This window comes from Nitratireductor sp. XY-223, assembly GCF_004959855.1.
Classification (GTDB): Bacteria; Pseudomonadota; Alphaproteobacteria; order Rhizobiales; family Rhizobiaceae; genus Hoeflea_A.
The window spans coordinates 779553-803820 of the sequence record NZ_SPNT01000001.1 but is presented as its reverse complement, the minus strand read 5'-3'; the positions used below and the strand labels follow the sequence as shown (position 1 = coordinate 803820).

At 62.0% G+C, this 24268-nt stretch carries 20 protein-coding genes; 7 read left to right on the top strand and 13 right to left on the bottom strand.

What is annotated here, in order from left to right; genetic code table 11:
* Positions 1–109 precede the first annotated feature (109 nt).
* A complete protein-coding gene (locus E4M07_RS03535) occupies positions 110–652 on the top strand; it encodes a hypothetical protein (RefSeq protein ID WP_136656891.1) in 543 nt (180 codons plus the stop codon).
* Here E4M07_RS03535 and folK read toward each other — a convergent pair.
* The 6 genes from folK to E4M07_RS03505 form a co-directional block, all read right to left on the bottom strand.
* Entirely contained in the window at positions 649–1191 is a 543-nt protein-coding gene (gene folK / locus E4M07_RS03530; protein WP_136656890.1) for a 2-amino-4-hydroxy-6-hydroxymethyldihydropteridine diphosphokinase, read from the bottom strand. The two genes, E4M07_RS03535 and folK, sit on opposite strands and share 4 nt — an antisense overlap.
* The gene (gene folB / locus E4M07_RS03525; protein WP_136656889.1) at positions 1178–1549 is read right to left on the bottom strand and encodes a dihydroneopterin aldolase; all 372 of its coding nucleotides are present in this window, start codon (positions 1547–1549) and stop codon (positions 1178–1180) included. Before folB ends, folK begins: the two co-directional genes overlap by 14 nt.
* The gene (gene folP / locus E4M07_RS03520) at positions 1546–2436 is read right to left on the bottom strand and encodes a dihydropteroate synthase (protein ID WP_136656888.1); all 891 of its coding nucleotides are present in this window, start codon (positions 2434–2436) and stop codon (positions 1546–1548) included. Before folP ends, folB begins: the two co-directional genes overlap by 4 nt.
* A gap of 10 nt (positions 2437–2446) precedes the next feature.
* Positions 2447–3472 (bottom strand): NAD(P)/FAD-dependent oxidoreductase, encoded by a 1026-nt coding sequence (locus E4M07_RS03515; RefSeq protein WP_136656887.1) that lies wholly within the window; start codon positions 3470–3472, stop codon positions 2447–2449.
* A 44-nt stretch (positions 3473–3516) separates the two neighbouring features.
* Positions 3517–3837: a 2Fe-2S iron-sulfur cluster-binding protein gene (locus E4M07_RS03510; RefSeq protein WP_136656886.1), complete on the bottom strand. Its 321-nt coding sequence runs from the start codon at positions 3835–3837 to the stop codon at positions 3517–3519.
* A 139-nt stretch (positions 3838–3976) separates the two neighbouring features.
* Entirely contained in the window at positions 3977–4357 is a 381-nt protein-coding gene (locus E4M07_RS03505; protein ID WP_136656885.1) for an Hpt domain-containing protein, read from the bottom strand.
* Between the two features lie 419 nt (positions 4358–4776).
* On the opposite strand from E4M07_RS03505, the gene E4M07_RS03500 reads away from it, so the two are divergent.
* Complete coding sequence (locus E4M07_RS03500; protein ID WP_136656884.1) at positions 4777–9786, top strand: hypothetical protein; 5010 nt, start codon at positions 4777–4779, stop codon at positions 9784–9786.
* Between the two features lie 93 nt (positions 9787–9879).
* On the opposite strand, the gene E4M07_RS03495 is transcribed toward E4M07_RS03500, so the two are convergent.
* From E4M07_RS03495 to E4M07_RS03480, 4 genes are all read right to left on the bottom strand, one after another.
* Complete coding sequence (locus E4M07_RS03495; RefSeq protein WP_246660351.1) at positions 9880–10500, bottom strand: ABC-type transport auxiliary lipoprotein family protein; 621 nt, start codon at positions 10498–10500, stop codon at positions 9880–9882.
* Between the two features lie 46 nt (positions 10501–10546).
* Positions 10547–11920 carry an MlaD family protein gene (locus E4M07_RS03490; RefSeq protein ID WP_136656883.1) on the bottom strand — a complete coding sequence of 458 codons (1374 nt, stop codon included), beginning with the start codon at positions 11918–11920 and terminating at the stop codon, positions 10547–10549.
* A gap of 70 nt (positions 11921–11990) precedes the next feature.
* Positions 11991–12815: an ABC transporter ATP-binding protein gene (locus tag E4M07_RS03485; protein ID WP_136656882.1), complete on the bottom strand. Its 825-nt coding sequence runs from the start codon at positions 12813–12815 to the stop codon at positions 11991–11993.
* Between the two features lie 6 nt (positions 12816–12821).
* The gene (locus tag E4M07_RS03480) at positions 12822–14033 is read right to left on the bottom strand and encodes an ABC transporter permease (protein ID WP_136656881.1); all 1212 of its coding nucleotides are present in this window, start codon (positions 14031–14033) and stop codon (positions 12822–12824) included.
* Between the two features lie 264 nt (positions 14034–14297).
* Here E4M07_RS03480 and E4M07_RS03475 point away from each other — a divergent pair, with 264 nt between their 5' ends.
* The 3 genes from E4M07_RS03475 (at position 14298) to E4M07_RS03465 (ending at position 16949) form a co-directional block, all read left to right on the top strand.
* Positions 14298–15356, top strand: coding sequence for a UDP-3-O-(3-hydroxymyristoyl)glucosamine N-acyltransferase (locus tag E4M07_RS03475; RefSeq protein ID WP_169054069.1), 1059 nt, complete (start codon positions 14298–14300; stop codon positions 15354–15356).
* Positions 15357–15474: 118 nt separating this feature from the next.
* The gene (locus E4M07_RS03470; RefSeq protein ID WP_136656879.1) at positions 15475–15735 is read left to right on the top strand and encodes a phosphopantetheine-binding protein; all 261 of its coding nucleotides are present in this window, start codon (positions 15475–15477) and stop codon (positions 15733–15735) included.
* A complete protein-coding gene (locus E4M07_RS03465; RefSeq protein ID WP_136656878.1) occupies positions 15732–16949 on the top strand; it encodes a beta-ketoacyl-[acyl-carrier-protein] synthase family protein in 1218 nt (405 codons plus the stop codon). The genes E4M07_RS03470 and E4M07_RS03465 overlap by 4 nt, the downstream gene beginning before the upstream one ends.
* Positions 16950–16965: 16 nt before the next feature.
* Here the strand turns inward: E4M07_RS03465 and E4M07_RS03460 are convergent, their stop codons facing one another.
* Positions 16966–18345 (bottom strand): DHA2 family efflux MFS transporter permease subunit, encoded by a 1380-nt coding sequence (locus E4M07_RS03460; RefSeq protein WP_136656877.1) that lies wholly within the window; start codon positions 18343–18345, stop codon positions 16966–16968.
* A 21-nt stretch (positions 18346–18366) separates the two neighbouring features.
* Positions 18367–19746, bottom strand: a complete 1380-nt coding sequence (locus tag E4M07_RS03455) for a DHA2 family efflux MFS transporter permease subunit (protein WP_136656876.1) — start codon at positions 19744–19746, stop codon at positions 18367–18369.
* A gap of 165 nt (positions 19747–19911) precedes the next feature.
* On the opposite strand from E4M07_RS03455, the gene E4M07_RS03450 reads away from it, so the two are divergent.
* Positions 19912–20826 (top strand): alpha/beta hydrolase fold domain-containing protein, encoded by a 915-nt coding sequence (locus E4M07_RS03450; protein WP_136656875.1) that lies wholly within the window; start codon positions 19912–19914, stop codon positions 20824–20826.
* On the opposite strand, the gene E4M07_RS03445 is transcribed toward E4M07_RS03450, so the two are convergent.
* Positions 20823–21650, bottom strand: a complete 828-nt coding sequence (locus E4M07_RS03445; RefSeq protein ID WP_136656874.1) for a UDP-2,3-diacylglucosamine diphosphatase — start codon at positions 21648–21650, stop codon at positions 20823–20825. The two genes, E4M07_RS03450 and E4M07_RS03445, sit on opposite strands and share 4 nt — an antisense overlap.
* A 279-nt stretch (positions 21651–21929) precedes the next feature.
* Between E4M07_RS03445 and E4M07_RS03440 the strand changes: the two genes are divergently transcribed.
* Positions 21930–24236 (top strand): NADP-dependent malic enzyme, encoded by a 2307-nt coding sequence (locus E4M07_RS03440; RefSeq protein WP_136656873.1) that lies wholly within the window; start codon positions 21930–21932, stop codon positions 24234–24236.
* Positions 24237–24268 lie beyond the last annotated feature (32 nt).

Genomic DNA, 24268 nt, shown 5'->3' with positions numbered 1-24268 from the left:
CCTGATTTAGATATTTCACTGCCCTCTGGTACAATCCGCGCGACTTTCAACCGGCCCTTAACCATTCCGGTTGATGGTGGGATGTCCCCAATTTGCTGCAGGCTGGATCATGTTGTTTCGTTTGTCCCTGACCGCACTTGCCCTGGTATTCGCAGGTTTCGCATCTCCGTCATTGGCCGGACCGAAGGACAAGGTGTTCTTCGATTCCGTCACCGGCGTGTGGCACGGTCCGGGGGAAATCGTCGCCGGCAAATACAAGGGCACCAAATTCGTCTGCAAGTTCAAGGGCGCGCCGTCTGAGGAGCACGCGGTCGGCGTTGCCATGGACGGCCACTGCCGCGTCGGCATCTTTTCGCAGAAGATGTCGGCCTTCATCGGCGGCCGCCGCGGCGAGTATCGCGGCCAGTTCCAGGACGGTGCCAACGGCGAGGGCCTGGATCTGACGTCCGGCCAGGTCAGGGGCAACAAGATTGTTGTCGGTCTCAACCGCAAGAAACTCAACGGTGCGATGGTCGCGCATCTGGAAGAGCCCGACGTCATGAACGTGACGATATCCGTGCAAGTCCGCGAACGGCTGATCCCGGTTATCGGCATGACGCTGTCGCGCGATCAGCGCATCGGCTCCTCTAACACGCAGGACCACCTGCGCTAGCGCGCCCCGCCGCTTTGTTTCCACCACGCACCGTCTTCGCTGACGATCTCGATACCGGCGCCGTCGGCCTGTTTCGCCCAGTCCGACAGCGGCCGGCCCCGCACCTGAATCGTTGCGGCGATATCCATCAGCGGCAATAGCACGAATGCGCGTTCGTGCATGTGCGGATGCGGAACGACCAGCCCTTCCTCATCGATCATCCTGTCTGCGAAGGTCAACACGTCGATATCGATGATACGCGGACCCCAGCGCTCGCGCCGTCTGCGTTTGAGCCGCCGCTCGATGTCCAGGCATGTTTCCAGCAGGTCGCGCGCCGCGATCTTCGTCTCGACCATCGCGCAGCAATTGAAAAACCAGTCCTGATCGGTCTTGCCCCAGGGCGGCGTGCGATAGAGACGCGACACCGCCGACACCGCGATTCCGTCGGTCTCGTCGAGCATGCGCAAGGCCCTGGCCATGCTTACCGGCGGATCGCCTATATTGCCGCCCAGTCCCAGCGCCGCCATGGACGGCTTGGACAGTGCCTCACTCCGGGACATAGGCGACGCTGACCTCAGCATGATCGAAGATGCCTGGAATGGGCGCGCTTGGCTTGCGGATGGTCACGACGACCCTCGTGATCGTCGGAAACTGGGCGCACAGGTCCTTGCCGATCCGGTGGGCAAGCGCCTCGATGAGCTTGAAGCGCTCCTGCGTCACGATTTGCTGGAGTGCCGTGTGGACGGCACCGTAGTCGACGGTGCTTTCCGGCGCGTCGGTTGTCAGCGCGTCACCGGCGAGCACGTCCATTTCGACATCGATGTAAAAACTCTGGCCAAGCTGCGCTTCGGCCTCGAAAACGCCGTGTCTGGCGAAGAAGACGCAGTTTTTCAATCCGATACGGTATGTCTTGCTCATCTGCCGGCTCCGGAATAACGCCGGGCCAGGACCGCGTCGGCCATGGCAAGGGCGTCCTTGTTCGCTGGAATATCGTGGACCCGGAATATGGCGGCGCCCTGCAGCCGCAGCATGGCGGTCGTCGACGCGGTCGCGATATCGCGCTGGTCCATGTCGCGACCGCTGACCGCACCGATGAAACGCTTGCGCGAGGTTCCCGCCACGAGCGGGTGCCCCAGGGCGTGCAACTCCGCGAAACGGGCCATCAGCTCGACATTCTCGTCGGCATCCTTGGCGAAGCCGAATCCGGGATCGAGCACGATCGCCTCATGCGCCACGCCCGCATCCCGCGCCAGTTCCAGCGAGCGCCCCAGGAAAAGATGCTGGTCCTCGACGACATCCGCCGCCTTCTGGCGTTCGCGGCCGGTATGCATGATGCACAGGCCCGCCTCGAGTTCCGCTGCGGTGCGCGCCATTTCGGGGTCCCGCTGCAACCCCCAGACATCGTTGATCACGTGGGCACCCGCCTCGATGGCCCGCCGGGCCGTATCGGCGCGATAGGTGTCGACCGACAGGATGGCGTCACTGCGTCGCGCCAGCGCCTCTATGACCGGCAGCACCCTGGATTGCTCCGTCTCCGCATCGACGGGGTCCGCGCCGGGGCGTGTCGACTCGCCGCCGATATCGACGATCGCAGCTCCCTCGGCGACCATGGCTTCTGCCGCCGCGACCGCCGCATCGATGTCGTCGAACCGGCCGCCGTCGGAAAAGGAATCCGGCGTCACGTTGACGATGGCCTTGAGATGGCCGCGCGCACCCAGTTCCAGGGACCGGCCATGGGCCAGTCGCCAGACACGCGGGCTGAAATCGTGGTGCGGCTTTGCCAGGTTCGTTGCGGCCTCTGTCATCGGACCAAACCTATTTGACGCCAAGCTTCTTCTGCAGGCTGGTGGAGGACGTCGTGTACTGGAAAATCACCTTCTCGTCGGGCCGGACGATCTTCCGCGCGGCCTGCGACATCAGCGCCGCCTCGTGGAAACCGGACAGGATCAGCTTCAGCTTGCCAGGATACCAGTTGATATCGCCGATGGCGAATATCCCGGGCTCGCTGGTCTCGAATTTCTCCGTGTCGACCGTGATCAGGTTCTCGTGAAGGTTCAGTCCCCAATCGGCGATCGGACCGAGTTTCATCGTCAGGCCGAAGAACGGCAGAAGCCGCGTGCATTCCAGCTCGATTTCGCTCTCGGGGCCCTTGAGGGTTGCCGACCGCAACTGGCCGTCCTCGCCGCTCAGAGCCGAGATCTGGCCCATCTCGAAACGCAATGCGTCCTCATCGCGCAGGGCGAACATCTTGTTGACGCTGTCGTCGGCCGCCCGGAACTGCGGGCGTCGGTGGACCAGCGTGACGGAATTCGCGATCGGCTGCAGGTTCAGTGTCCAGTCGAGTGCGGAATCGCCACCGCCGACAATCAGCAGGTCGTGGCCGCGAAATTCCTCCATCCGCCGCACGGAGTAAAAGACGCTCTTGCCCTCATAGGCCTCGATGCCGGGAATCGGCGGCCGTTTCGGCTGGAAGGAGCCGCCGCCGGCCGCAACGACGATAACCTTGGCGCGCAGCACTTCGTTCTCGTCCGTTTCGACCTCGAAACGGCCGTCGTCGAGCCGCCTGAGCGCCGTGACCATCCGGTTGAAATGGAACTCCGGCTTGAACGGCTTGATCTGCTCCATCAGTTTCTCGGTCAGGTCCTGGCCCGATATGATCGGCCAAGCCGGTATGTCGTAGATCGGCTTTTCGGGATAAAGTTCGGCACACTGGCCGCCCGGCCGGTCGAGAATGTCGATCAGGTGGCATTCAAGGTCATAAAGGCCGAGTTCGAATACGGCGAACAGGCCAACGGGACCCGCGCCAACGATCACGACATCGGTTTCAACGGCTTCGGTCATTGTCGTATCCTGACCTTCCTGAGCGAGACGAGGTCGGCGTTCTGTCAGGCCTGGCGTTCGGGAACGAAGACAACCAGCCCGTCCAGCTCGGGCCTGACCTTGATCTGACATGATAGTCTGGAAGTGGGCCGCACGTCATAGGCAAAATCCAGCATGTCTTCTTCCATGACATCCGGCGTTCCGACGATTTCGCTCCAGTTGTCGTCGACATACACGTGGCACGTTGCGCAGGCGCAGGCGCCGCCGCACTCTGCTTCTATTCCGGGGACTGCATTGCGGATCGCGTTTTCCATGACCGTCGAGCCGTCTTCGGCATCGACTTCGAAATTCGTGCCGTCATTGGCCACAATTGTCAGCTTGGTCATTCGGCAGGCTCCGCATTCAAGAACAACAATGCGGAGTTAAAGACACTTGCGCGGAAGTCAAGCGTTGTTGCTCGAATTGCACGCGCCCGGAGTGGATTGCGGCGTTTCCCGCCGCAATTGCGATGCTGTCGGGAAAGGACTAGCGCGACAGGCCGAAGATGAAGTTCTCGACGTCGACGACCGCATCCGTCAGCGCGTCGTGGAGCACGCCGTCGCTCGGATCCTTGACCAGGCTCTCGGCCGCGCGCGACACGCAAAATGCGCCGACGCTGCTGGCCGATCCATGCAATGTGCGGACCACCGCAAGAAGGTCCTTCTTGTCGGTCAGGTGATTCGTTCCGCACAGCTGGTTCACGCATTGGCGCGCCTGACGCGCGAACAGGCAAAGGACCTGGGTCTCCGCCTCCTTGTCCCCGGACGTTTTCCGCGCCAGGTGAACAAGATCGATCGGTCTTTCGCTCGACGGGCTCTGTAAGTGCCCATGCTCCGGCGGCTCGAAGATTTCCCGATGTGCGGCCATAGCCTATCCCTTTCCCGTTACTGTAAAAAACAGTGCACATCAGAATCTTCGGTAAGCACTTAACGGGTCCAGATTAAAGGCCAAAAAATTGCTTTTATGGTTAACGCAACGTAAATACCGGATTTGCGGCAAAATTTAACTGTGGGTATCGTTGGGCACAGTTGTTCTTTGATCAGGCGAACTCATTAATCGTGCTGTAGAATTTGTTTCCAGCCGTTAACTGTGCCAGAAAAGGAAGCTGGCACACGGCAAGTCCCTGAAAAAGGGGACAGCGCGTGGGGAGTGCCCTGTCAATTGCGGCCGGTTTACCGGATGCATGCGGCACCGTTTGCGACGGCGGTCATTCCCTCCGGATCACCGGACCGGAAACCCAGGCAGTGTCCCGGGAAAAAGGTACAGAGTACGAGGCATTGATCAGTATGGCGAAGAGAACCGCTCAAAGTAAAACGGCCAGTGACGATCCGCTCAAGGCACTAGAAGACGCTTTGCGCCTCGACCTTGAAGGGGATGAGGGTACGGATCTGGCCGACGAGCCGTCGCTGGAGGACCTGGAGGCCCAGGTCGCTTCCGCCGCGGCCGAGTTGGCCAAGACCGACTCGGAAGCCAATGCCAAGAGCTCATCGGGAGGCACACGCCAGTCGCGGCGCCAGTCTTCCAAGTCGACGCAGTCGCGCAGCGCATCTGCCAAGCCCGCGCAAAAGCAGACGCCGGCACCACAGGGCCGCGTCAGCCGCGTTCAGCCGAAAACCCAGACCCGGGCGCAAAAGCGCCAGCAGAACGCGCAGCAGAAGGACGCGCGGGCGCCTTCGCCGCTGTTTGCACCGGCCAACGACGACAGCCGGGAATCCCGCGCGGCGATCATGCGCTCTCTGGACGGCAAGGGCGGCCGCTCCGCGCGCATTGTGACCTATGTCTTGGCCGGCCTGTGGGTGCTCGGCGGTCTTGGTCTGTTCAATCTGGTCTATGGGGACAGCTTCGCATCGGCGGCCGATCTTGCCGACAGCCCGCAGTTCATGATGATGATCCTTGCGATTGTCCTGCCGGTCATGATCATCCTCGCATTCGGCATGATGATCGCCCGCGCCCAGGAAATGCGCGCCGTGGCCAAGTCGATGGCTGAGCTTGCCGTGCGCCTGTTCGAGCCCGAGACGATGGCAACCGACAACATCATGCGTGTCGGCCAGGCGGTCCGGCGCGAGGTGTCCGCCATCAATGAGGGTATCGAGCGGACGATTGCCCGCGCATCGGAGCTCGAAACGCTGGTCCACTCCGAGATCAACGCGCTCGAGCACAGCTATTCCGACAATGAGGTCCGGCTCCGCAGCCTCGTGGAAGGCCTGGCGAACGAACGCGAAGCGATCGTCAGCCACTCCGAGCGCGTGCGCGCCTCGATCGTCAGCGCGCACGAGCAGCTGCGCGAGGAACTCGAAACCGCCGGCGACGAGATCTCCAGCCGCCTGACGACCTCCGGCAAGGCGGTTGCCGCGCTGCTCGATACGCGCACCACGAAACTCTCCGAACAGGCCGATGAGCTGACACAGTCGGTGTCCGATCTTCTGCAGAAGCGCACCGAGGCGCTCATGCTGTCCTTCGGCAATTCCGGCCGGGCGCTCGCGACAGAGTTCGACAACCGGCTCGAGGCGCTGCAGTTCAACCTGACGGAGCACGGCCAGGCGCTGCTGTCCGAGTTCGAGACCCGTGCCTCCTCGCTCGACAACAACACCAAGAAGCTCAACACCATCCTCAACGAGCGGGCCCGCCAGCTCAATGAGACGCTTGTCACACGCACCAAGGAAATCAGCGAAAGCCTCAGCGTGGGCGAACAGGCGCTCAGCGGCGGCCTCGACAGCGTCATCGAGTCCCTGAACGCCAAGCTCGACGAAAAGGCGGTGAATTTCCGTCAGAGCCTGCAGCATCATGCCGAGGACGCGATGAGCGACCTCGACGTCCGCTCCGGCTTTTTCCAGGAGCGGATGCAGAGTTCCATATCGCAGCTCAACACGGCCTTCGACGAGCGCGTATCGGAATTTACCGCGGCATTCGAGCAGCGCAGCGGCGCACTGAAGGACAAGCTGGGCGAGAGCCTCGCGGGCATCGCCGACACACTGTCGTCAAATGCGGACCGCATTGCCGGAACGCTTGCCGAACGGTCGAATTCGCTTGAAGAGATGCTGGCCGGCAGCAGCGCCGAAATCGGATCCAAGCTGGAGGCCAAGGCCGGTGCCGTCGAGACGGCGCTCCGGGATACTTCCGAGCGGGTCGACCAGTTGATGGTCGGCGGGACCGAGGCCATAGCACGGGCTGTCGACGATCGGACGGCCGCCCTGACCGCTTCCCTCGAAACCAGCGCCCAGAACATTGCCGGGCTGATCAACGAAGGCTCGCAGACGATCAACAATTCGGCGATCGACAACGCCCAGAAGATGGAAGAGACGCTGACCGCCAGCGCCGAACGCCTTGAAGGCCTGATCGGCTTTGGAACGGCGGCGATCAACAACGCGACGTCCGACAGTGCGGACAAGCTTGAATCGACCCTCGGATCAAGCGCCGAGCGTCTTCAGAACCTGATCCGCGAGGGCACCCAGGCGATCGGCAATATCTCCAACGAGAGCACGCAGACCCTGGCCGGTACGCTGGGATCGAATGCCGAGCGGCTCGAGACCCTTCTGTCCGAAGGCGCCGATACCGTCGGACGCGCTGTGACAGAAAACACCCATGCGCTTGCCGTCACCCTCGGCTCCAACGCCGAGCGGATCGACAATCTCCTGCGCCAGGGAACCGGCTCGATCGCCAAGTCCATTACCGACCATACCCAGTCGCTTGAAAACGCGCTGGATTCGGGCGCCGAACGGATCGACGGCCTTGTCAGCAACGGCACCGGCTCCATCGCCACGGCCGTGACGGAATCGACACAGCAGCTCGCAGAGACTCTCGATGCGAATACCAGCCGCATTGACGGGCTGATCCGCGACGGCTCGGAGGCGATTGCCAATTCCGTGACCGGCAACACCGAGGCCCTGGCGAGCACGCTCGGCACCAACGCCGAGCGCATCGACGCGCTGATGAGCGCCGGCAACGAGAAGATTTCGGAAACGCTGTCGAGCGAGTTCATTTCGCTCTCCGGCAAGCTCGACGAAGCCGTTTCGGCCATGGACACGACGCTGTCGGCCAACGTCGATCGCATCGGAGCGACGATCGACGAGCGTACCGCCAACATGCAGGAGCGCCTTGAGACCATGGACACGGCGCTCGGCGCCGGCCTGGAGAGCGTCACAGCCACCATCGAAACCCAGGCCCTCGGCATGGCCACGACCCTGCGCGAGACCGTCGCCCAGACCGTCGAGCACATGGATTCCGAGGCGCAGCGTTCCTACCAGTCGCTGCAGGGCATCGGCGAAGGCTTCTCGGCCCGCCTCAGCGAAGCCGCGGCGGCCTATTCCGATGCGATCGAGGTTCGCCTGAACGAGCGGACGGAGTCGCTGAACAAGCAACTGGCGGAACTTACCAACCGGTTGAACGACAGCGAGTCCGGTATCCTCGGCGCCGCCCAGGCGATCACCAACGCCGCCGCGGAAGCCGGCGAGAAGGTCGGCGAACAGGCGCAGACCATAGCCTCGCAGTTCGCCGACAGCGAAAAGGCAATGGATGCCCGCAACCTGGCCATCAAATCCACGCTTGAAGAGCATACCCGCGAACTCAACTCGATGCTGTCGAGCCGTTCGGCCGAGCTGTCCAAGCTGATCGACGAACAGGCCACTCCGCTGGTCGAGGCCTATGCCGAACGCGGGCATGCGATTACCAGCGACCTGAAGCACATCACCGAGGCGAGCGCCGAGGAACTCAGAGCCCAGAGCGCTGCCCTTGTCGAAGCGCTGACGTCGCGCACACGCGAGACGCTCGAAGCCATCGACAATGCCGGCAACAGCCTCAAGACCGAGGTCACCGAGCTAATTTCGGAACTCGGCCGCAGCAACTCGGCCATATCGAATCTCGTCAACAACACCGCCAATACGCTGGAAGAAGTCGATTCCCGCCTGACGAACACGACCGAGAAGTTTGCCGACACGGCCGGCCGCGCCGCCGAGATGTTCGCCGGATCGACCCAGATGCTGCAGTCGAATATTTCGCAGCTCGATTCGATCTCCAACGATACGCTGTCGCAGGTGAGCGCGATCTCCGGCAGCTTCGAGGACCATTCCAAGATGCTGTCGACGGCATCGGACCTGCTCGGATCCGCGCAATCCAGCCTGGCAAGCACCCTGGAAGAGCGCAAGGATGCGCTCGAGGGCCTGTCGAGCGGCCTGGTCAAGCGGTCCGAGGAAATCGAGAAGAACATGCGTTCCCTGGAATCGATCGTCGAGGACGCATTCGAAAAGGCGCAGCAGCGCGCCAGCAGCACCGCAAAGGAACTGTCCGGCAGCCTGTCGTCATCGCTGGATTCCATCGGCAGCCTGCTGTCGGACACCGAGAGCCGCTCCTCGTCCACGGCGGACACCATGAAGAGCGCGATCAAGGAAGCGGTGGAGGACGCCATCGGCCGGTTCTCCGGTGCGACCGACGAAATCCGCCAGCTGGCCGGCGCCATCCGCGAGGAACTTTCGGAAACGCGCTCGGAAATCAAGAAGGGCGTCTTCGATCTTCCGGAAGAGACGCGCGAGAGCACCGCGGCCATGCGCAATGCCGTTTCGGAGCAGATCAAGGCGCTGCAGGACCTGTCCTCCATCGTCCAGCAGTCGTCGCAGGTGCTTGACCACTCGAGCCCGCGGACAGCCGCACCGGAGCCCCGGCCCGCAGCGTCTCCGGCCGTTGAGAAGCCGGCGGCAGAACCGCCTGTCGCGGAAACGCCGCGCAGCGTGCAGCCGGCCAAGCCCGCGTCGAACAAGAGCGACCTTCGTGGCGGTCTCGGCGTGATGCAGAGCGGCTCGCAGCCGGCGGCCAGGCAACCGAAGACCCGCAAGCCCCAGAGCGAAGGCTGGGTCAGAGACCTGTTGCGCAGCGCCTCCCGCAAGGAGGAAGAAGACGAGCAGCCGCAGCGCAGCGCCGGCGGCAGTGCCGCCAGCAATTCGCGCGAGCGCAATCCGCGTCAGGTGGTGGAGTCGCTGAACTCGCTTTCGGTGGATATCGCCCGCGCCATCGACCACGATGCCTCTGTCGACCTGTGGCGGCGCTACCAGAGCGGCGAGCGCGATATTTTCACCCGCCGGCTCTACACGCTCAAGGGACAGAAGACCTTTGAGGAGATCAAGAACAAATACGCGCAGGAGCCGGAGTTCCGTTCCGCCGTCGACCACTATATCGCCGACTTCGAAAAGCTTCTGGCGGACGTTGCCAGGAACGATCGTGACAAGGTGGTGACGCAAACATACCTGACATCGGATACCGGCAAGGTCTACACAATGCTCGCCCATGCCAGCGGCCGGCTGAAATAGACCCCGGCTATATCCAATCCGATGCCGCCGGCACCTTGAGGTGCCGGCGGCATTTTTCGTTGATGGCGGAAAATGACGGCTATGCCGGCGCGGTCAGACGATCTTCAGAACCCAGGCGACGATGTCGTTCAGGACCTTTCCATTGGCCTGGTCCAGCGCCGAGATGAATCCTTCGTTGTCGTTAACGAGCACCGGCGCAGTTGCCTGGAACACCCTTTGCGCGCGCACCACGCCGTTGCGGTCGTTAATGATCCTCACGGAAATCTCGACGACGGCGGTGTCGCCGCCGCCGGCGATGATCTCGAAGGCCCGTATTGTCGGGGAAATCAGGTAGTCAACGGCGATGCCGTCTCCCGGCTTGCCGACCCCGCCGAGCCGCCCCGAATCCTCAAGGGCTTCGACCAGCTTTTCCTGGATGATCTCCGGAAGGTTGTCGTTCCACTGGGATTTGGCCAGATACTGGATCGACGATGGCGACGTGCGGATGACGATGTTCGCGCCGTCAAGCGACTTCAAGGCCCCCGGATCCGTTACAACGACCTGCCGGCCACGCGAGTACGGACCCTTGACCGGCGGGATGCTCGACAGCTCGTAGGTATCCTTCTTGGCGCCGCCGCCAAGCGCGGCGCAGCCGCCGAGCACGGCGAGACCGGCCATCAAAGCCGCTAGTGCAAAGGATTTACCGGTCCCGTAGCTCAATGTCCCCTCACTCAAGCTGTCCCCACAGCATCTCTAGCTATCAGTGCCCGGACACGCAAAGTCAACGCCGACGCCGCCCGTCGAAGGTCTTTACGTCGCCGGATGTGCCGAAAAGGATACTCTGCGGATCGTTCCCGATCTTGGTGAACGTGCGTTCGATCCGCGTAATCGAGCGGCGGGCCTCGTTGACGAGGGCCTCGAAGTCGCGCAGGCCGGTGCCCGTGAACTGCTGCAGATTGGTTGCGATCGGGCCGATATGGGCGTTGATCTTCTCGCCGACCTCCTGGAACGTTTTCAGCGTCTTCTTCGCCTCGGCGATCAGACCGGAAGCGTCGCCCTGCCCCAGGAACCCGTCCAGCTTGTCGAGCGTCGTCTGCACTTTCTTGGCTGCCTCGTTGAGACTCGCTGAAAGCTGTTCGACATTGGTGATGATCTGATTGATGTCGTCGTTTCGATTTTCGATCGTGTTGGCAACCGTGGTCAGACTGGCAATGCCCTCGCGCGCCTGGGCGCTCGCGGCGGCGACATTGTCGACCGTTTCGCTGACCTTCTGCGCGTCCACCGCGGCAACCAGCTCATCGATCCTGCCGAGCGTCTTGTTCGCGTTCTCGCCGAACTCGGCAAAGCTCGCGGCGGCCTGCCTGATGTCCTCAACCAGCGGCTCGAAATCCGTTGATGCATCGGCCACGGCGGCCGTCACGGTTTCGACGTTGTCGACGATCTCGGTCACCTTTTCAGGCTCCACCGCGGCGAGGATCTCTTCGGCCCGCGTCACGGCGGATTCCAGCTTACCCGACACGCTCTCCAGCGTCGTCGAAAGCGACGACACGTTCTTCAGGAAATCGTCTATGCCGTCGGAATTGGCCGCCAGCGCATTGGAGAACTCCTCCACGTTGTCGACGGTCTTGGTCAGCGGCCCCTTCGCGGTATCGACAAATTCCTCGATGCCTTTCACCGCGTTGTTGACCCGGCCGAGAATGTCCTCGGCGGTCGCCAGGATATTGGTGACGCTCGATTCGTCCGCCGTCAGGATCGCGTAGCTGCCTTTCTCGACCGCCTCTTCCAGGATATTGACGCCGCCCGTGTCGCCGCCGCTCAACTCAATGTGCGATTGACCGGTCAGTCCCTGGATCCCGAGCTTGGCCTTAGTCGTGGCATAGACCGGAGCGGACGCGCGGACCTCCGTCATGGCAAGGACAAAGTTCGGGTCAACGCCGTCGATCGTCAGCGACTGAACGGAACCGACGCGGATCCCGTTGAAGAGCACCGGCGCGCCGACGCTCAAGCCGCTTGCCGAGCCGGGAATGCGGATCTCCAGTTGCGCCATCTGTCCGGACTTGCCGAACGTCGCCATCCAGTAGACAAAGCCGAAGGCCGCAGCCATCACGAGAATCGTGAAAAAGCCGACAAGCGTGTAATTGGCCTTGGTTTCCATTGTCGATTATCCGGTTCAGCCTCATCCGCCGGTGATTCTTGAACAATCCGGTGCCCGACTATGGCCCAATTCACTTCTTGCGCACAAGCGAACGGGCCCGTTTACCCCTGAAATAAGACTTAACCCATGGTTCGTCACTGGCCAGCATGTCCTCAATGGTCCCCTGAACCGCTATTTTCCGGTTGCCGAGCACCGCGATGCGGTCACAGACCGAAAACAGGCTGTCGAGGTCGTGCGTCACCATATAGACCGTCAGGCCCAGCGTGTCCCGCAATTTGCTGATCAATTCGTCGAACTCCGCCGCGCTGATCGGATCGAGGCCCGACGTCGGTTCATCCAGGAACACGAGATCAGGATCGAGTGCCAAGGCCCGCGCGAGGCCGGCGCGCTTGATCATGCCGCCGGACAATTCGGATGGGTACAGATCCGCCGTCTCGGGACGCAACCCGACAAGCTCGATCTTCAGGAGCGCCAGTTCGTCCATCAGTTCCTTTGGCAGATCGAGATATTCGCGCATCGGCACCTGGATATTCTCAAGCACCGTCAGCGCCGAAAACAGCGCGCCGTGCTGGAACAGCACGCCAAGGCGCATGTCCAGCGCAATGCGCTGCTTCGGCGTTGCCTTGTCGTAGTCGATGCCGAGGATCTTGATGGTGCCGGCCTGACGCGACGAGAGTTGCAGGATGGTACGCAGCAGGACCGATTTTCCCGCGCCGGACGCGCCGACGAAGCCGAGGATTTCACCCCGCCAGATATCGAGGTTGAGATTTTCAAGCACCTGGTGCGTGCCGAAGGCGACACTGATGTCCCGCGCCTCGAGGATACACTCGCGTCCCTCCGCGCTTTGCCGGGTGGTGCCGTCGAGCTCGTAGTGGTTGTGGGTACTTGCCGCCATTATACCTTAGAAATCGATCGCACCGTAGAAGATGGCAAAGAGGCCGTCGACGAGAATAACCACAAAAATCGCCTTGACGACAGCCGAAGTGACGTGCCGCCCCAGCGATTCCGCACTGCCGCCCACCTTCAGCCCCTCGACGGACGAAACGATGCCGATGATCAGCGCCATGAACGGCGCCTTTATCATGCCCGATACGATGGTCGACATGTCGATCGCCTCGCGCAGCCGCGTCATGAACGTATCCGGCGTGATTCCCGAATAGACCCACGTCGTCAGCCCGGCGCCGATCAGGGCGGCGAAGTTCGCGACGACGGTCAACGCCGGCAGCATGACGGTCAGGGCCACAAGACGCGGGAAAACCAGCACGCCGACCGGATTGAGTCCCATCACCTTGAGCGCATCGACCTCCTCGCGCATTTTCATCGAGCCGATTTCGGCCGTGATCGCGGATCCGGACCGGCCTGCGATCATGATCGCCGTCAGCAGCACGCCGATTTCGCGCAACTGCAGGATGCCGACAAGGTCGACGACGAAGATCTCGGCGCCGAAATAGCGCAGCTGGAAGGCCCCTTGCTGCGCGATGATACCGCCGATCAGAAACGACATCAGCGCGATGATCGGAACGGCCCGCACGCCGGTATGATCCATCTGGCTGACAATGGCCGCCGGTGATACGCCCGCGGACCGATCGAGCTTGAGCTGCGTGCCGCGCACGGCCGACCCGAGAATATACATGGCGGCGACGAAGTCTTCCCAGAAGGAAATCGTCAGCCGCCCCACCGGCGCAAGGATCCGGTCGACGATGCCCGGCCCCGCCCCGTCGCTTTCCTCCTCGTATTCGACGCGAAGCGCATTGCCCACCGCGTCGAGAAGCGTGTTGAGGTCTTCGCCGACCGATTGATACACGACCTCCAGGCCGCGCTGTTCGAGGTGATCGCGCAGTCGCTCGACGATCAGCGCACCGGATGTGTCGACCTTGCCGACATTGGCGAAATCCACGATCACCTGTTTCGATGATATCGATTGTTCAAGGTCGCGCATCGTCGCATCGATTTCCGAGACGCAATAGAGCTGCCAGTCCCCGGCCAGCGCGACGCTGGTTCCGCTCTCGGTCGAACGCACATCGACCCGCGGCTCGTTCGGCTCATCGACCGCCCGGTTCAGTTCCAGGGCGGAAGCCGCATTGTCAGAATCGCTGCGTGGTGGCAATGGCATAGTTGACAAATACCGAGTTCTGCGCCCCCTGTCACCGCTAATCCAACGCCGGCGCGACAAAGATCACAGGGCTTTTCGCCCGTGAATTCAGCGTCGGGCAGCCGGTTTGAAACGCCGAATGAATGCATGTATGGTCGCGCCGAATGAGGCGGTTTTCATCGCCTGGATTGCTATTCTTTGCTGCCGCTGAAGGTTCGACCCACCCGTTGTCAGTCGGGTGAACCGCGGTGCATGTGCACCGGCGCAGACATGGGAGAAACGAATTTGAAAGCGCATGAGATCGCCGAAACGCTCGGTGGAGAGGTCGACGGAGACCCCGATCTTGAAATCGAACGGGCCGTGCAGCCGGACATCGCCGATGGCAATGCCGACCTTGCGGTCGCCTTGATGCCCGAGTACCTGGCCGGTCTCGCCTCGACAAAAGCCGCCGCCGCGCTGGTTCCCGCCGGTGTGACGGGCATCGAGATCGCGGCTCGCACCGTGATCCGGGTTCCTGCCGATCGCCGGACCTTGCCGGTACTGTCCGCCCTGCTTCGCCGGCGGCCGAACGTTGCCGAAGGCGTGCACCCCTCGAGCACAATCGGCGAAAACGTCCGGCTGGGTGAGCGTGTCAGGATCGGACCGCTGTGCGTCATCGGCGATAATGTCGTCATCGGCGACGACACGACGATCGTATCTCAGGCCACCCTTTCGGATGGCGCCAGGGTCGGACCCGGCTCCCTAGTCTGTTCGGGCGTACGTATCGGCGTCGATGTGCAGGTCGGCGCGCGCGCCGTCATTCATCCCAACGCCGTGCTGGGTGCCGACGGTTTCAGTTTCCATCCGGTCGATCCCGGCAATGTCGAGGCCGCCAAATCGACCGGAGATGTCTCGCATGACAAGGATCGGGACTCGACCCTGTTGAAAAACGAGAGCCTCGGTTCCGTCATTGTCGGAGACGATGTGGAGATCGGCGCGTCTTCGGCCATCGATGCCGGTACGCTCAAGCCGACGCGCGTCGGCCGCGGAACGAAAATCGACGACCTCGTCATGATCGGGCACAATGTCGAGATCGGCGAAGACTGCATCTTGTGCGCCCAGGCCGGCATAGCCGGCAGCACGATCGTCGGCGACAGGGTCACACTGGGCGGACAGGCGGGTGTGGGCGATAATCTGACAATCGGCAACGACGCGATCATCGGGGCCACGGCCTCGGTCGGCACGCCAGTGCCGGAAGGCGGTATCTACTACGGGACACCGGCCGTTCCCAGAAAACAGGCCGCGCGCGATCTCCACAATATTCGCAGGCTCGATCGGGTTCTAAAGAAATTGGAAAGCAAATAGCTGCTTGCCCTGCCGGTGCGAAACCGCTATCCCATTTCTTCGTGGTCGCCGGTTGGTCAACAGCCGCGGCTGCCGAACCTTGTGAACTAAAAGAATAGATAGCGATACTGAAGAGACCATGGCACTCGATCCAGAACGCACGATCGCAAAGATCATTGGCGAGCAACTCGGCCATGATCCGGACAAAATCGACTCCTCGACAACACTGGATTCGCTCGGGGTAAATTCCCTCGAACTGATCGAAATCATTATGACGATCGAGGAAGAATACGATATCGCCATCGACATAGACACCGTCTCAGCCGCCGAGAACATCAAGACCGTTGGCGACTTGCTGGAACTGGGCAAGTCAATGGGAATCGGGTCCGCCAAGGCATGAGTGCAGCCAAAGTTGCCATCACGGGGATGGGATGCACCACGGCACTCGGGAACAATGTCGACGAAACCTGGTCGGCAATGAAGGACGGCGTGTGCGGCATACGGCCGTTCGAACAGATCGAAACCTATGACCTCAAGATCGGTATCGGCGGCGAAATCCCGAAACCGGTGACCGCCGGCGTTCCGGACCGCTACATGTCCGCGTTCGACCGTTTCACGCTTCTCGCCATGGAAAGCGCCCGCCAGGCCATCGAGCAGGCCGGGCTTGATTTCAGCGATGTCGATTTTGCCAACCGCTCGGCCTGCATCATCGGCGCCGGCAATTGTGGCTGGGAAATCGTCGAATCCGGCTACCGCCGCTGCTTCGTGGATGGTGCGAAACGCATTCATGTCATGGCCGTGCCGCGCTCCATGTCGAGTGCACCGGCAAGCCAGATCAGCATGTGGCACGGAATCAAGGGACCGGTCTATGGTGTGACCTCGGCCTGTGCCTCGGCCAATCACGCGATCGTCGCCGGTTACCAGGCGGTCAAGAGCGGAGAGGCCGATGTGGCCGTTGTGGGCGGGACGGATGCACCGCTGATCTGGGGTGTCTTGAAGGCCTGGGAAGCGTTGCGGGTTCTGGCGCCGGAAGTCTGCCGCCCGTTCTCGGCCAACCGCCGCGGGCTGGCGCTCGCAGACGGCGCCGGCGTCGTCGTCCTGGAAAACGCCGAGCACGCGAAGGCGCGCGGCGCCAATATCCTGTGCGAGATGATCGGCACGGGAATAACCGCCGATGCCGGAGATCTGGTCAATCCGACCGTCGACGGCCCGTCTCGGGCGCTTGAACACTGCCTGCGGTCGGCGCGGCTTTCGCCGCAGGATGTCGACTACATCAATGCCCACGGCACCGGAACCAAGGCCAACGACGCGACCGAGACGAAGGTCATCCGACAGGTCTTCGGCAGCCATGCCGATGAACTGGCCATCTCGTCGACCAAATCCATGCACGGACACGCGCTGGGCGGCAGCGGCGGCATCGAGCTGGTTGCCTGCATCAAGGCCATCCAGGAAGGCATAATCCCGCCGACGGTCAATTACGACGAGCCGGATCCGGAATGCGATCTGGATGTCACCCCCAATGTGGCCAAGAAGCGCAATGTCGATGTCGCGGTCAGCAATTCGTTCGCCTTCGGCGGCACGAATGCGGTTGTGGCAGTACGCAAGGCGTCCTGATAGCGAATTTTTCCTGCTAGTGCGCCCGGTCATCCCCGACGGCGCCGGCGATTTCTGCGTCTTCCTTCAGCCCAAACCAGGCGTAGAGGAAAACCACGACTGTCAGCACGGTGACGACGGCGAACACCGCTTGATAGGAATGGGTCGTCGTAAAGACCGCGCTGCAGGTCGCCATTCCGACCGTTCCGCCCAGCATCTGCGCCGACATGGCGATCCCGCCGGCCTGTCCCTTTTGCGTCCCGGGCACCGCCCGCATGACGGCCTTTCGCGGCGGAGTAAAAAGCATTGGAGCCATGAAGCTCCAGAACACAAAGGCCGGAAAGATCGCCCAGTAAGTCTGCAGCGGAATCACCAGCGTTACCGCGAGCATGGCCACGAGCGCTCCGCCGATACCGACGAGCGAGGTCTTCCGGCACCCGTGTTTGTCCGCAAGTGCGCCGACAGGTGCGGCCAGAAAGGGCTGCGCCGCGACCGCCGGGACAATCGCTGCGCCGGCCAGGACCGGGCTCAATCCGAGCACGCGCTGGAAATACAGAACCGCGAAAATGAAGATCGCCATCTTGATGAACTGCGCCGTGAAGATGATGGCATTCGCCGCGCCGAACGTCGGATCGCCGAACAGTGCGATGTCGATAAGCGGCGCCCTGCTGCGCAGTTCGCGCACCACGAATGCCGCCGACGCGGCAAGGCCGATCACGGCGGGCATCAGGATCAGCCAGTGCAGCCAACCGTAGTCCGGACCCTGCATGAGCGCGAAAACCAGGCAGCCGACGCCCGTGCACAGGAGCACAAGTCCCGGGAAGTCCAGCGGCCTGCGGTCCTTGTTCTCCTCAATTCCCGCCCAGGCCTTGATGACGATAATGATCATCGCCGCGGTGAGAAAAGGATTGACCCAGAAAATCCAGCGCCACGATACGTAGTCGGAAAGAAAGCCGCCCACCAACGGCCCGAGCGCCAGGAACACGGTCCCGACCATGCCGTATATGCCGAGTGCCCTTCCGTGCTCCTCGACCGGAAACATCAAGGTGACAATGGCCAGCGACAGGGGAAATACGAGCGCCGCGGCGACACCCTGAACCGCCCGCGCCGCGATCAGGACCTCCGCATCGGGCGCAAACCCGGCGACAATGGACGAAATCCCGAACAGGGCGGTCCCGCCGATGTAGAGGGTTTTAAGCGGCAGCACATCCCCCAACCGGCCGCCTATGGCGACGAGGCAGGCAAACACCAGCAGATAGGAATTGACGATCCAGTGGGACGCCAGGACCGATATGCCCAGTTCCTTCTGAATGACGGGAAGCGCGACACCGACCACCGTCTCGTCGAACAGGACCAGGCCGAGCCCGCCGGCCAGCGCCGTCAACAGCCACCATTTGCGATTGTCGTCAGTTATCAACGTCTTGTTCCCTCGCCGGTCTCAAGGTTGCCGAGCCTCCGCGGCGGGCTCGGCATCGCCCTCACCCAGCGCCAGCCAGATATAGACAAGCGTGGCGAAGGCCAGCAATGTCAGCGCCCAGAAAATCGCCTGGTAGCTTTGGGTCGTCGAGAATATCGCGCTCGCGACGGCCATGCCGATGGTCCCGCCAAGCATCTGGCCGGACATGATGATTCCGCCCGCCTGCCCCCGGTTTTCCGGCTTGACGGAACTCATGATGGCCTTCTGCGGGCCGATGAAGAGGAAGGGCATGGCGACGCTCCACAAAAGGAAGGCAGGCAAGATCGGCCAATAGGTCTGCCCGGCTATGGCCAGCGTGAACCACAGGACGGAGACACAGGCGATCGCGACGCCCAGCACGGACGGCAGGCGCGTTCCGAAACGGTCGACGATAATGCCAGTCGGCGCCGCCAGAAACGGCTGCAGGGCCACGGTCGGCAGGATTGCGAGCCCGGCGACAAACGGGCTCATGCCGAGTTTTGCCTGAAAATAGAGCGCCCCGAACACAAAGGTGCAGACCTTCATGAATTGCGCCAGGAAAATGATCGCGTTGCTGGCGGCAAAGGTGGAATTTGCAAAGAGCTCGAGATCGATCAGCGGTGCCCTGTTCCGCAGTTCGTACACAGCAAACAGGACCGAGATCACCAGACCCGCTGCCAGCGGAACAACGATAACCGGGCTGATCCAGCCGAAATCGGGCGCCTGCATCAGTGCGAAGACTACAAGCCCGAGGCCGGCGCACAGCAGCACGACACCCGGCAGGTCGAGCGGACGCGTATCCTTCGGTTCATCGACATCGCTCCAGGCCCGCGAAACGATGAAGATCATGGCGGCGGTCAGGAACGGATTGATCCAGAAGATCCAGCGCCAGGAAACGAAGTCGGCAAACAGACCGCCCACAAACGGCCCGAGTGCGAGGAATACCGTCCCGATCGTGCCGTTGAGGCCAAGCGCGAACCCGCGCTGCTCCGGCGGAAAAATCAGCGTTATAATGGTCAGCGACAGCGGGAAGACGATCGCCGCGCCGACGCCCTGGATACCGCGAGCGATGATCAGCGTCTCGGTATTAGGCGCAAAGCCAGCAGCGACGGAGGAAAGGCCGAACAGAGCCGTTCCGGCCAGGAACAGCGATTTCAGCGGGAACAGGTCACCCATTCGCCCGCCGATCGCCACCAGCCCGGCAAATACCAGCAAATAGGAATTGACGACCCAGTGGGAAGCGATTTCCGACATGCCGAGTTCCGACTGGATGACCGGCAGCGCGACACCGACAACCGTCTCGTCGAACAGGACCAGGCCGAGGCCGCCGGACATCGCGGTCAGCAGCCACCATTTGCGGTTGTTGTCGTTGACATTCAGCATTCGGTCTCTTCGCTCCGCCGCGCGGTATCCCGGAAAGCTTCGAAAATCCTAGCAGATTCCTCCCTTTGCGAAACGTATTTTCCCGGAAAAGGATTTATCCTATTGTCTTGACAGGAGTTTTTGTAACGGTATGTGGTAATTCGTTCGCTTGTGAGCGTGTAGAGTATGACCAGTATCAAGTACAGAGTTCAGTTGCTGACACTTCGGCTGACCATGCAGAAGCATTTCGCCAGCCCTGAATCGCTGCATCGCCAGATTGCCGTGGCGAGGCGCAACCGGGATTTTGACCCCCCGCGCCATGTGCGCGAGAACTTCAGTATGGTCGAACATGAATGGCACGGCCACCCCGTCTTCGAGATGGCTCCGTTGGGTAGAAGACCGAACCTGCATATTCTCTATCTGCACGGCGGAGCCAACGTATTCGAACTCGGACCCATGCACTGGAATTTCCTTGCGGCGCTGGCCCGTCGCAAAGACGCGCGGATAATCGTTCCGGTCTATCCGTTGGCGCCTGAACACAATTGGCACGACGTGCACGCCATCCTGAAGCCACTCTACGCCAAGGTCGCCCGGCAGGCCGGTGACGGCACGCTTGTCCTCATGGGCGATTCCTCCGGCGGCGGCCTGGCGGCATCGCTGGCGTTGGAACTGGCCGAGGACGGACAGCGGCCGGCGGATCAGCTTTTGCTGCTAAGCCCTTGGCTCGATGCCAGTCTTTCAAACCACAGCATCGCCGAATTCGCCGCAGACGATCCCTGGCTTGGGATCGAGGCGATGCGCGAGGCAGCGCGTCTTTATGCCGGGAGCGACGATCTCAAGGATCACCGCATCAGCCCGATCTACGGCAATCTCGAAGCACTTCCGCCAACGCAGATCTATATCGGCACCCATGACATTCTCTACCCGGACTGCGTCTCTTTTGCGGAGATAGCCTATGCCTGCGGTGCAACGATCGACCTGATCTATGAACCCGAGATGTTTCACGTCTGGATGATGTTCGACATGCCCGAGGCACGGAGGACGCTTGACGAGATGGCCGCAGGCCTTCCGACCCGTCCCGCGGTTGCCTTTGCCGGCTAGGCCGCCTTGGCCGGAATGCTTTTTACCGTTTCGCTCTCGGGAACCTCGCCCGCAACGGCCTTTCGCGGCGCCAGGCCGACATGGTGGTCCCATCTCAGCAGGTGCATCTTGCCGTCGAAATCCTCACCGACGGCCGTGCAGCTTTCCACCCAGTCGCCGGTGTTGATGTAGCGGACACCGTCGAAATCCTCGATGGTCGCGTGATGGATGTGACCGCAAATCACGCCCTCGACGTCCCGCTTGCGCGCCTCTTCGACGACAACCCGCTGAAACTCTCCGATGAAATTGACCGCCTGCTTGACCTGCAGCTTGGCCCAGGCCGAGAACGACCAGTAGGGCAGCCCGAAGCGGCGCCGCACGCTGTTGAGCGCCCGGTTGACGAAAATCGCAAGATCGTAGGCCCAGTCGCCAAGATGCGCGAGAATGCGGGCGTGACGGACGATGATGTCGAACTCGTCACCGTGCAGCACCAGATAGCGCTTTCCATCAGCACCTTCATGGACCGTTTCGAGCGCCACCTCTATGCCGCCGAAATGGGTGCCGGGAAAGTCGCGCAGGAATTCGTCGTGGTTTCCCGGGATGTAAATGATGCGCGTTCCCTTGCGCGCCTGGCGCAGCAGCTTCTGCACAACGTCGTTGCAGTCCTGCGGCCAGTTCCAGCTGCGCCGCAGACGCCACCCGTCGATGATGTCGCCGACCAGGATGATCTGGTCCGCCTCGTGATAACGCAGAAAGTCGATCAGGTAGTCCGCCTTGGCGGCTTTCGATCCCAGATGAATATCCGAGATGAACAGGGTCCTGAATCGTTTCGCTGTCTCATCCATCGCCGTCACCGCTTCTGCAGTTCTGTTGCCGCTGGCTAACCAGACTCGTGTCACAGTCTGATGACAATGGCGCTTGCGCGGGCCTCGCCCGGCCGTTTGTGGCGGGCGTTTTCTGGCGTAAAGCGGGCACCCGCGTGCGCAGTCATGGCGACGGAGCCGCGGCAGATTGCATCAATTGCCCGGACCGTCGCTCGAAAGGCGGCCTTTATCCGATCGTGTTTTCGGGTAAATAGGGTTGAGGCAACCATACGACGCAGGCGAATCAGAGGACCGACCCCAATGAATGCGAAGAACGGCAAATCCGGCGAAACGGATCATGGCGATCTTGACGAAAGCGCGCTGTTCTTCCACCGGCATCCGCGGCCGGGCAAACTGGAAATCCAGGCAACCAAGCCGCTCGGCAACCAGCGGGACCTGGCGCTCGCCTATTCGCCCGGTGTCGCCGCGCCCTGCCTTGCCATCAAGAACGAGCCGCACACGGCCGCGGACTACACCTCGCGGGGCAACCTGGTCGCCGTCGTTTCCAACGGTACGGCGGTGCTCGGACTGGGTGCGATCGGCCCGCTCGCGTCAAAGCCGGTGATGGAAGGCAAGGCGGTCCTGTTCAAGAAATTCGCCGGCATCGACGTTTTCGACATCGAGATCGATTCGACCGAAGTCGATCATATGGTTTCGGTCATTTCCGCGCTCGAGCCGACCTTCGGCGGAATCAATCTGGAAGACATCAAGGCGCCGGAGTGTTTCGAGGTGGAAGCAAGGCTTCGGGAAAAGATGAACATTCCCGTCTTCCATGACGACCAGCACGGCACGGCGATCATCGTTGCCGCCGCTATTCTCAACGGCCTGGAACTCGCCGGCAAGAAGCTCTCGAACGCCAAGATCGTCACCAGCGGCGCCGGCGCGGCGGCCCTCGCCTGCCTGAACCTGCTGGTCGAGCTCGGCGCCAAGCGCAAGAACATCTGGGTCCATGACATCGAGGGTCTGGTCTACCGCGGCCGCACGGTTCTGATGGACCCGTGGAAGGAGCACTACGCCCAGCAATCCGACAAACGCGTGCTCGACGAGAGCATTGCAGGCGCCGACGTGTTCCTCGGCCTTTCCGCCGCCAATGTCCTGAAACCGGAAATGCTCACCCAGATGGCGGATAGACCGCTAATCATGGCGCTCGCGAATCCGGTCCCGGAGATCATGCCCGAAGCGGCCCGCAAGGCGCGGCCCGATGCGATGATCTGCACCGGCCGATCCGACTTCGCCAACCAGGTCAACAACGTGCTGTGTTTTCCGTTCATCTTCCGCGGAGCGCTCGATTGCGGGGCGCGGACGATAAACGAGGAAATGAAAATGGCCGCCGTGCGGGCCATTGCCGATCTAGCCCGCGAAGAGGTCTCCGACGTGGCCGCCAAGGCCTATTCCGGCGAGACTCCCGTCTTCGGCCCGGATTATCTCATCCCCTCCCCGTTCGATCCTCGCCTCATTCTGCGCATTGCGCCGGCCGTGGCCCGGGCAGCGGCGGAAAGCGGCGTCGCCGCGCGGCCGATCGCCGACATGGAGGCTTACCTCGACATACTGAACCGCTTCGTCTTCAAGTCCGGGCTGATCATGAAACCCCTGTTTGCCGCGGCCAAGACAGCAGCGCACAAGCGGGTCATCTTCGCGGAGGGCGAAGACGAGCGCGTGTTACGCGCCACGCAGGTACTCGTCGAGGAGGACATTGCCCAGCCGATCCTGATCGGCCGGCCCGATATCATCGAAACGCGGCTCAAGCGATTCGGACTGAAAATCCGTCCCGAAAGGGATTTTCAGGTCACGAATCCGCAGGATGATCCGCGTTACCGGGACTATGTCGATCTCTATTTCTCCCTCGTCGGCCGCCAGGGCATCAATCCGGAGGCCGCGCGCACGATGGTGCGGACCAACGCCACGGTGATCAGCGCCCTTGCCGTCAGGCGCGGCGATGCCGACGCCATGATCTGCGGTGTCGAGGGGGGCTACGCAAAGCACCTGCGCGATGTCGAGCAGGTGATCGGCCGGCGGGAGGGCGTGCGGGACTTCTCCGCCCTCAGCCTGCTCATTTCCCAAAGGGGCGCGACATTCTTCACCGACACCTATGTCTCGCTCGAGCCGTCGGCGGAGGAACTGGCGGAGACCACGCTGATGGCAGCCAAGGAAATACGGCGGTTCGGAATCACGCCGCGGGCGGCGCTGGTTTCCCATTCCAATTTCGGCTCCCGCGAATCGGACAGCGCCAGCAAGATGCGCCGCGCAATAAGTCTGATCCGGGAAATGGATCCCGAGCTCGAGGCGGACGGCGAGATGCACGGTGATTCGGCGATTTCGGAAGAATTGAGACAAAGGGTGATGCCGGATTCCGTTCTGACCGGGGAAGCCAATCTCCTGGTTTTCCCGACTCTCGATTCGGCGAACATCGCGCTCGGCGTCGTCAAGACCATGACCGATGCGCTCCATGTGGGGCCGATTCTGCTTGGCGGCGCCAAGCCCGCGCATATACTGTCGCCCTCTGTAACGTCCCGCGGCGTGGTGAATATGGCAACGCTCGCCGTTGTCGAAGCCTCTGTTCCGGAGTAACGGCGCGGGCTCCATTCGTAACCGTCTCGAAA

Excerpts from the sequence above, each read along its gene's own strand:
- folB (WP_136656889.1), bottom strand. The coding sequence starts at position 1,549 with ATGAGCAAGACATACCGTATCGGATTGAAAAACTGCGTCTTCTTCGCC.
- folK (WP_136656890.1), bottom strand. The coding sequence starts at position 1,191 with ATGTCCCGGAGTGAGGCACTGTCCAAGCCGTCCATGGCGGCGCTGGGA.
- E4M07_RS03485 (WP_136656882.1), bottom strand. The coding sequence starts at position 12,815 with ATGGCGGCAAGTACCCACAACCACTACGAGCTCGACGGCACCACCCGG.
- E4M07_RS03515 (WP_136656887.1), bottom strand. The coding sequence starts at position 3,472 with ATGACCGAAGCCGTTGAAACCGATGTCGTGATCGTTGGCGCGGGTCCC.
- E4M07_RS03505 (WP_136656885.1), bottom strand. The coding sequence starts at position 4,357 with ATGGCCGCACATCGGGAAATCTTCGAGCCGCCGGAGCATGGGCACTTA.
- folP (WP_136656888.1), bottom strand. The coding sequence starts at position 2,436 with ATGACAGAGGCCGCAACGAACCTGGCAAAGCCGCACCACGATTTCAGC.
- E4M07_RS03535 (WP_136656891.1), top strand. The coding sequence starts at position 110 with ATGTTGTTTCGTTTGTCCCTGACCGCACTTGCCCTGGTATTCGCAGGT.
- E4M07_RS03450 (WP_136656875.1), top strand. The coding sequence starts at position 19,912 with ATGACCAGTATCAAGTACAGAGTTCAGTTGCTGACACTTCGGCTGACC.
- E4M07_RS03455 (WP_136656876.1), bottom strand. The coding sequence starts at position 19,746 with ATGCTGAATGTCAACGACAACAACCGCAAATGGTGGCTGCTGACCGCG.
- E4M07_RS03480 (WP_136656881.1), bottom strand. The coding sequence starts at position 14,033 with ATGCCATTGCCACCACGCAGCGATTCTGACAATGCGGCTTCCGCCCTG.
- E4M07_RS03490 (WP_136656883.1), bottom strand. The coding sequence starts at position 11,920 with ATGGAAACCAAGGCCAATTACACGCTTGTCGGCTTTTTCACGATTCTC.
- E4M07_RS03500 (WP_136656884.1), top strand. The coding sequence starts at position 4,777 with ATGGCGAAGAGAACCGCTCAAAGTAAAACGGCCAGTGACGATCCGCTC.
- E4M07_RS03470 (WP_136656879.1), top strand. The coding sequence starts at position 15,475 with ATGGCACTCGATCCAGAACGCACGATCGCAAAGATCATTGGCGAGCAA.
- E4M07_RS03465 (WP_136656878.1), top strand. The coding sequence starts at position 15,732 with ATGAGTGCAGCCAAAGTTGCCATCACGGGGATGGGATGCACCACGGCA.
- E4M07_RS03445 (WP_136656874.1), bottom strand. The coding sequence starts at position 21,650 with ATGGATGAGACAGCGAAACGATTCAGGACCCTGTTCATCTCGGATATT.
- E4M07_RS03510 (WP_136656886.1), bottom strand. The coding sequence starts at position 3,837 with ATGACCAAGCTGACAATTGTGGCCAATGACGGCACGAATTTCGAAGTC.
- E4M07_RS03440 (WP_136656873.1), top strand. The coding sequence starts at position 21,930 with ATGAATGCGAAGAACGGCAAATCCGGCGAAACGGATCATGGCGATCTT.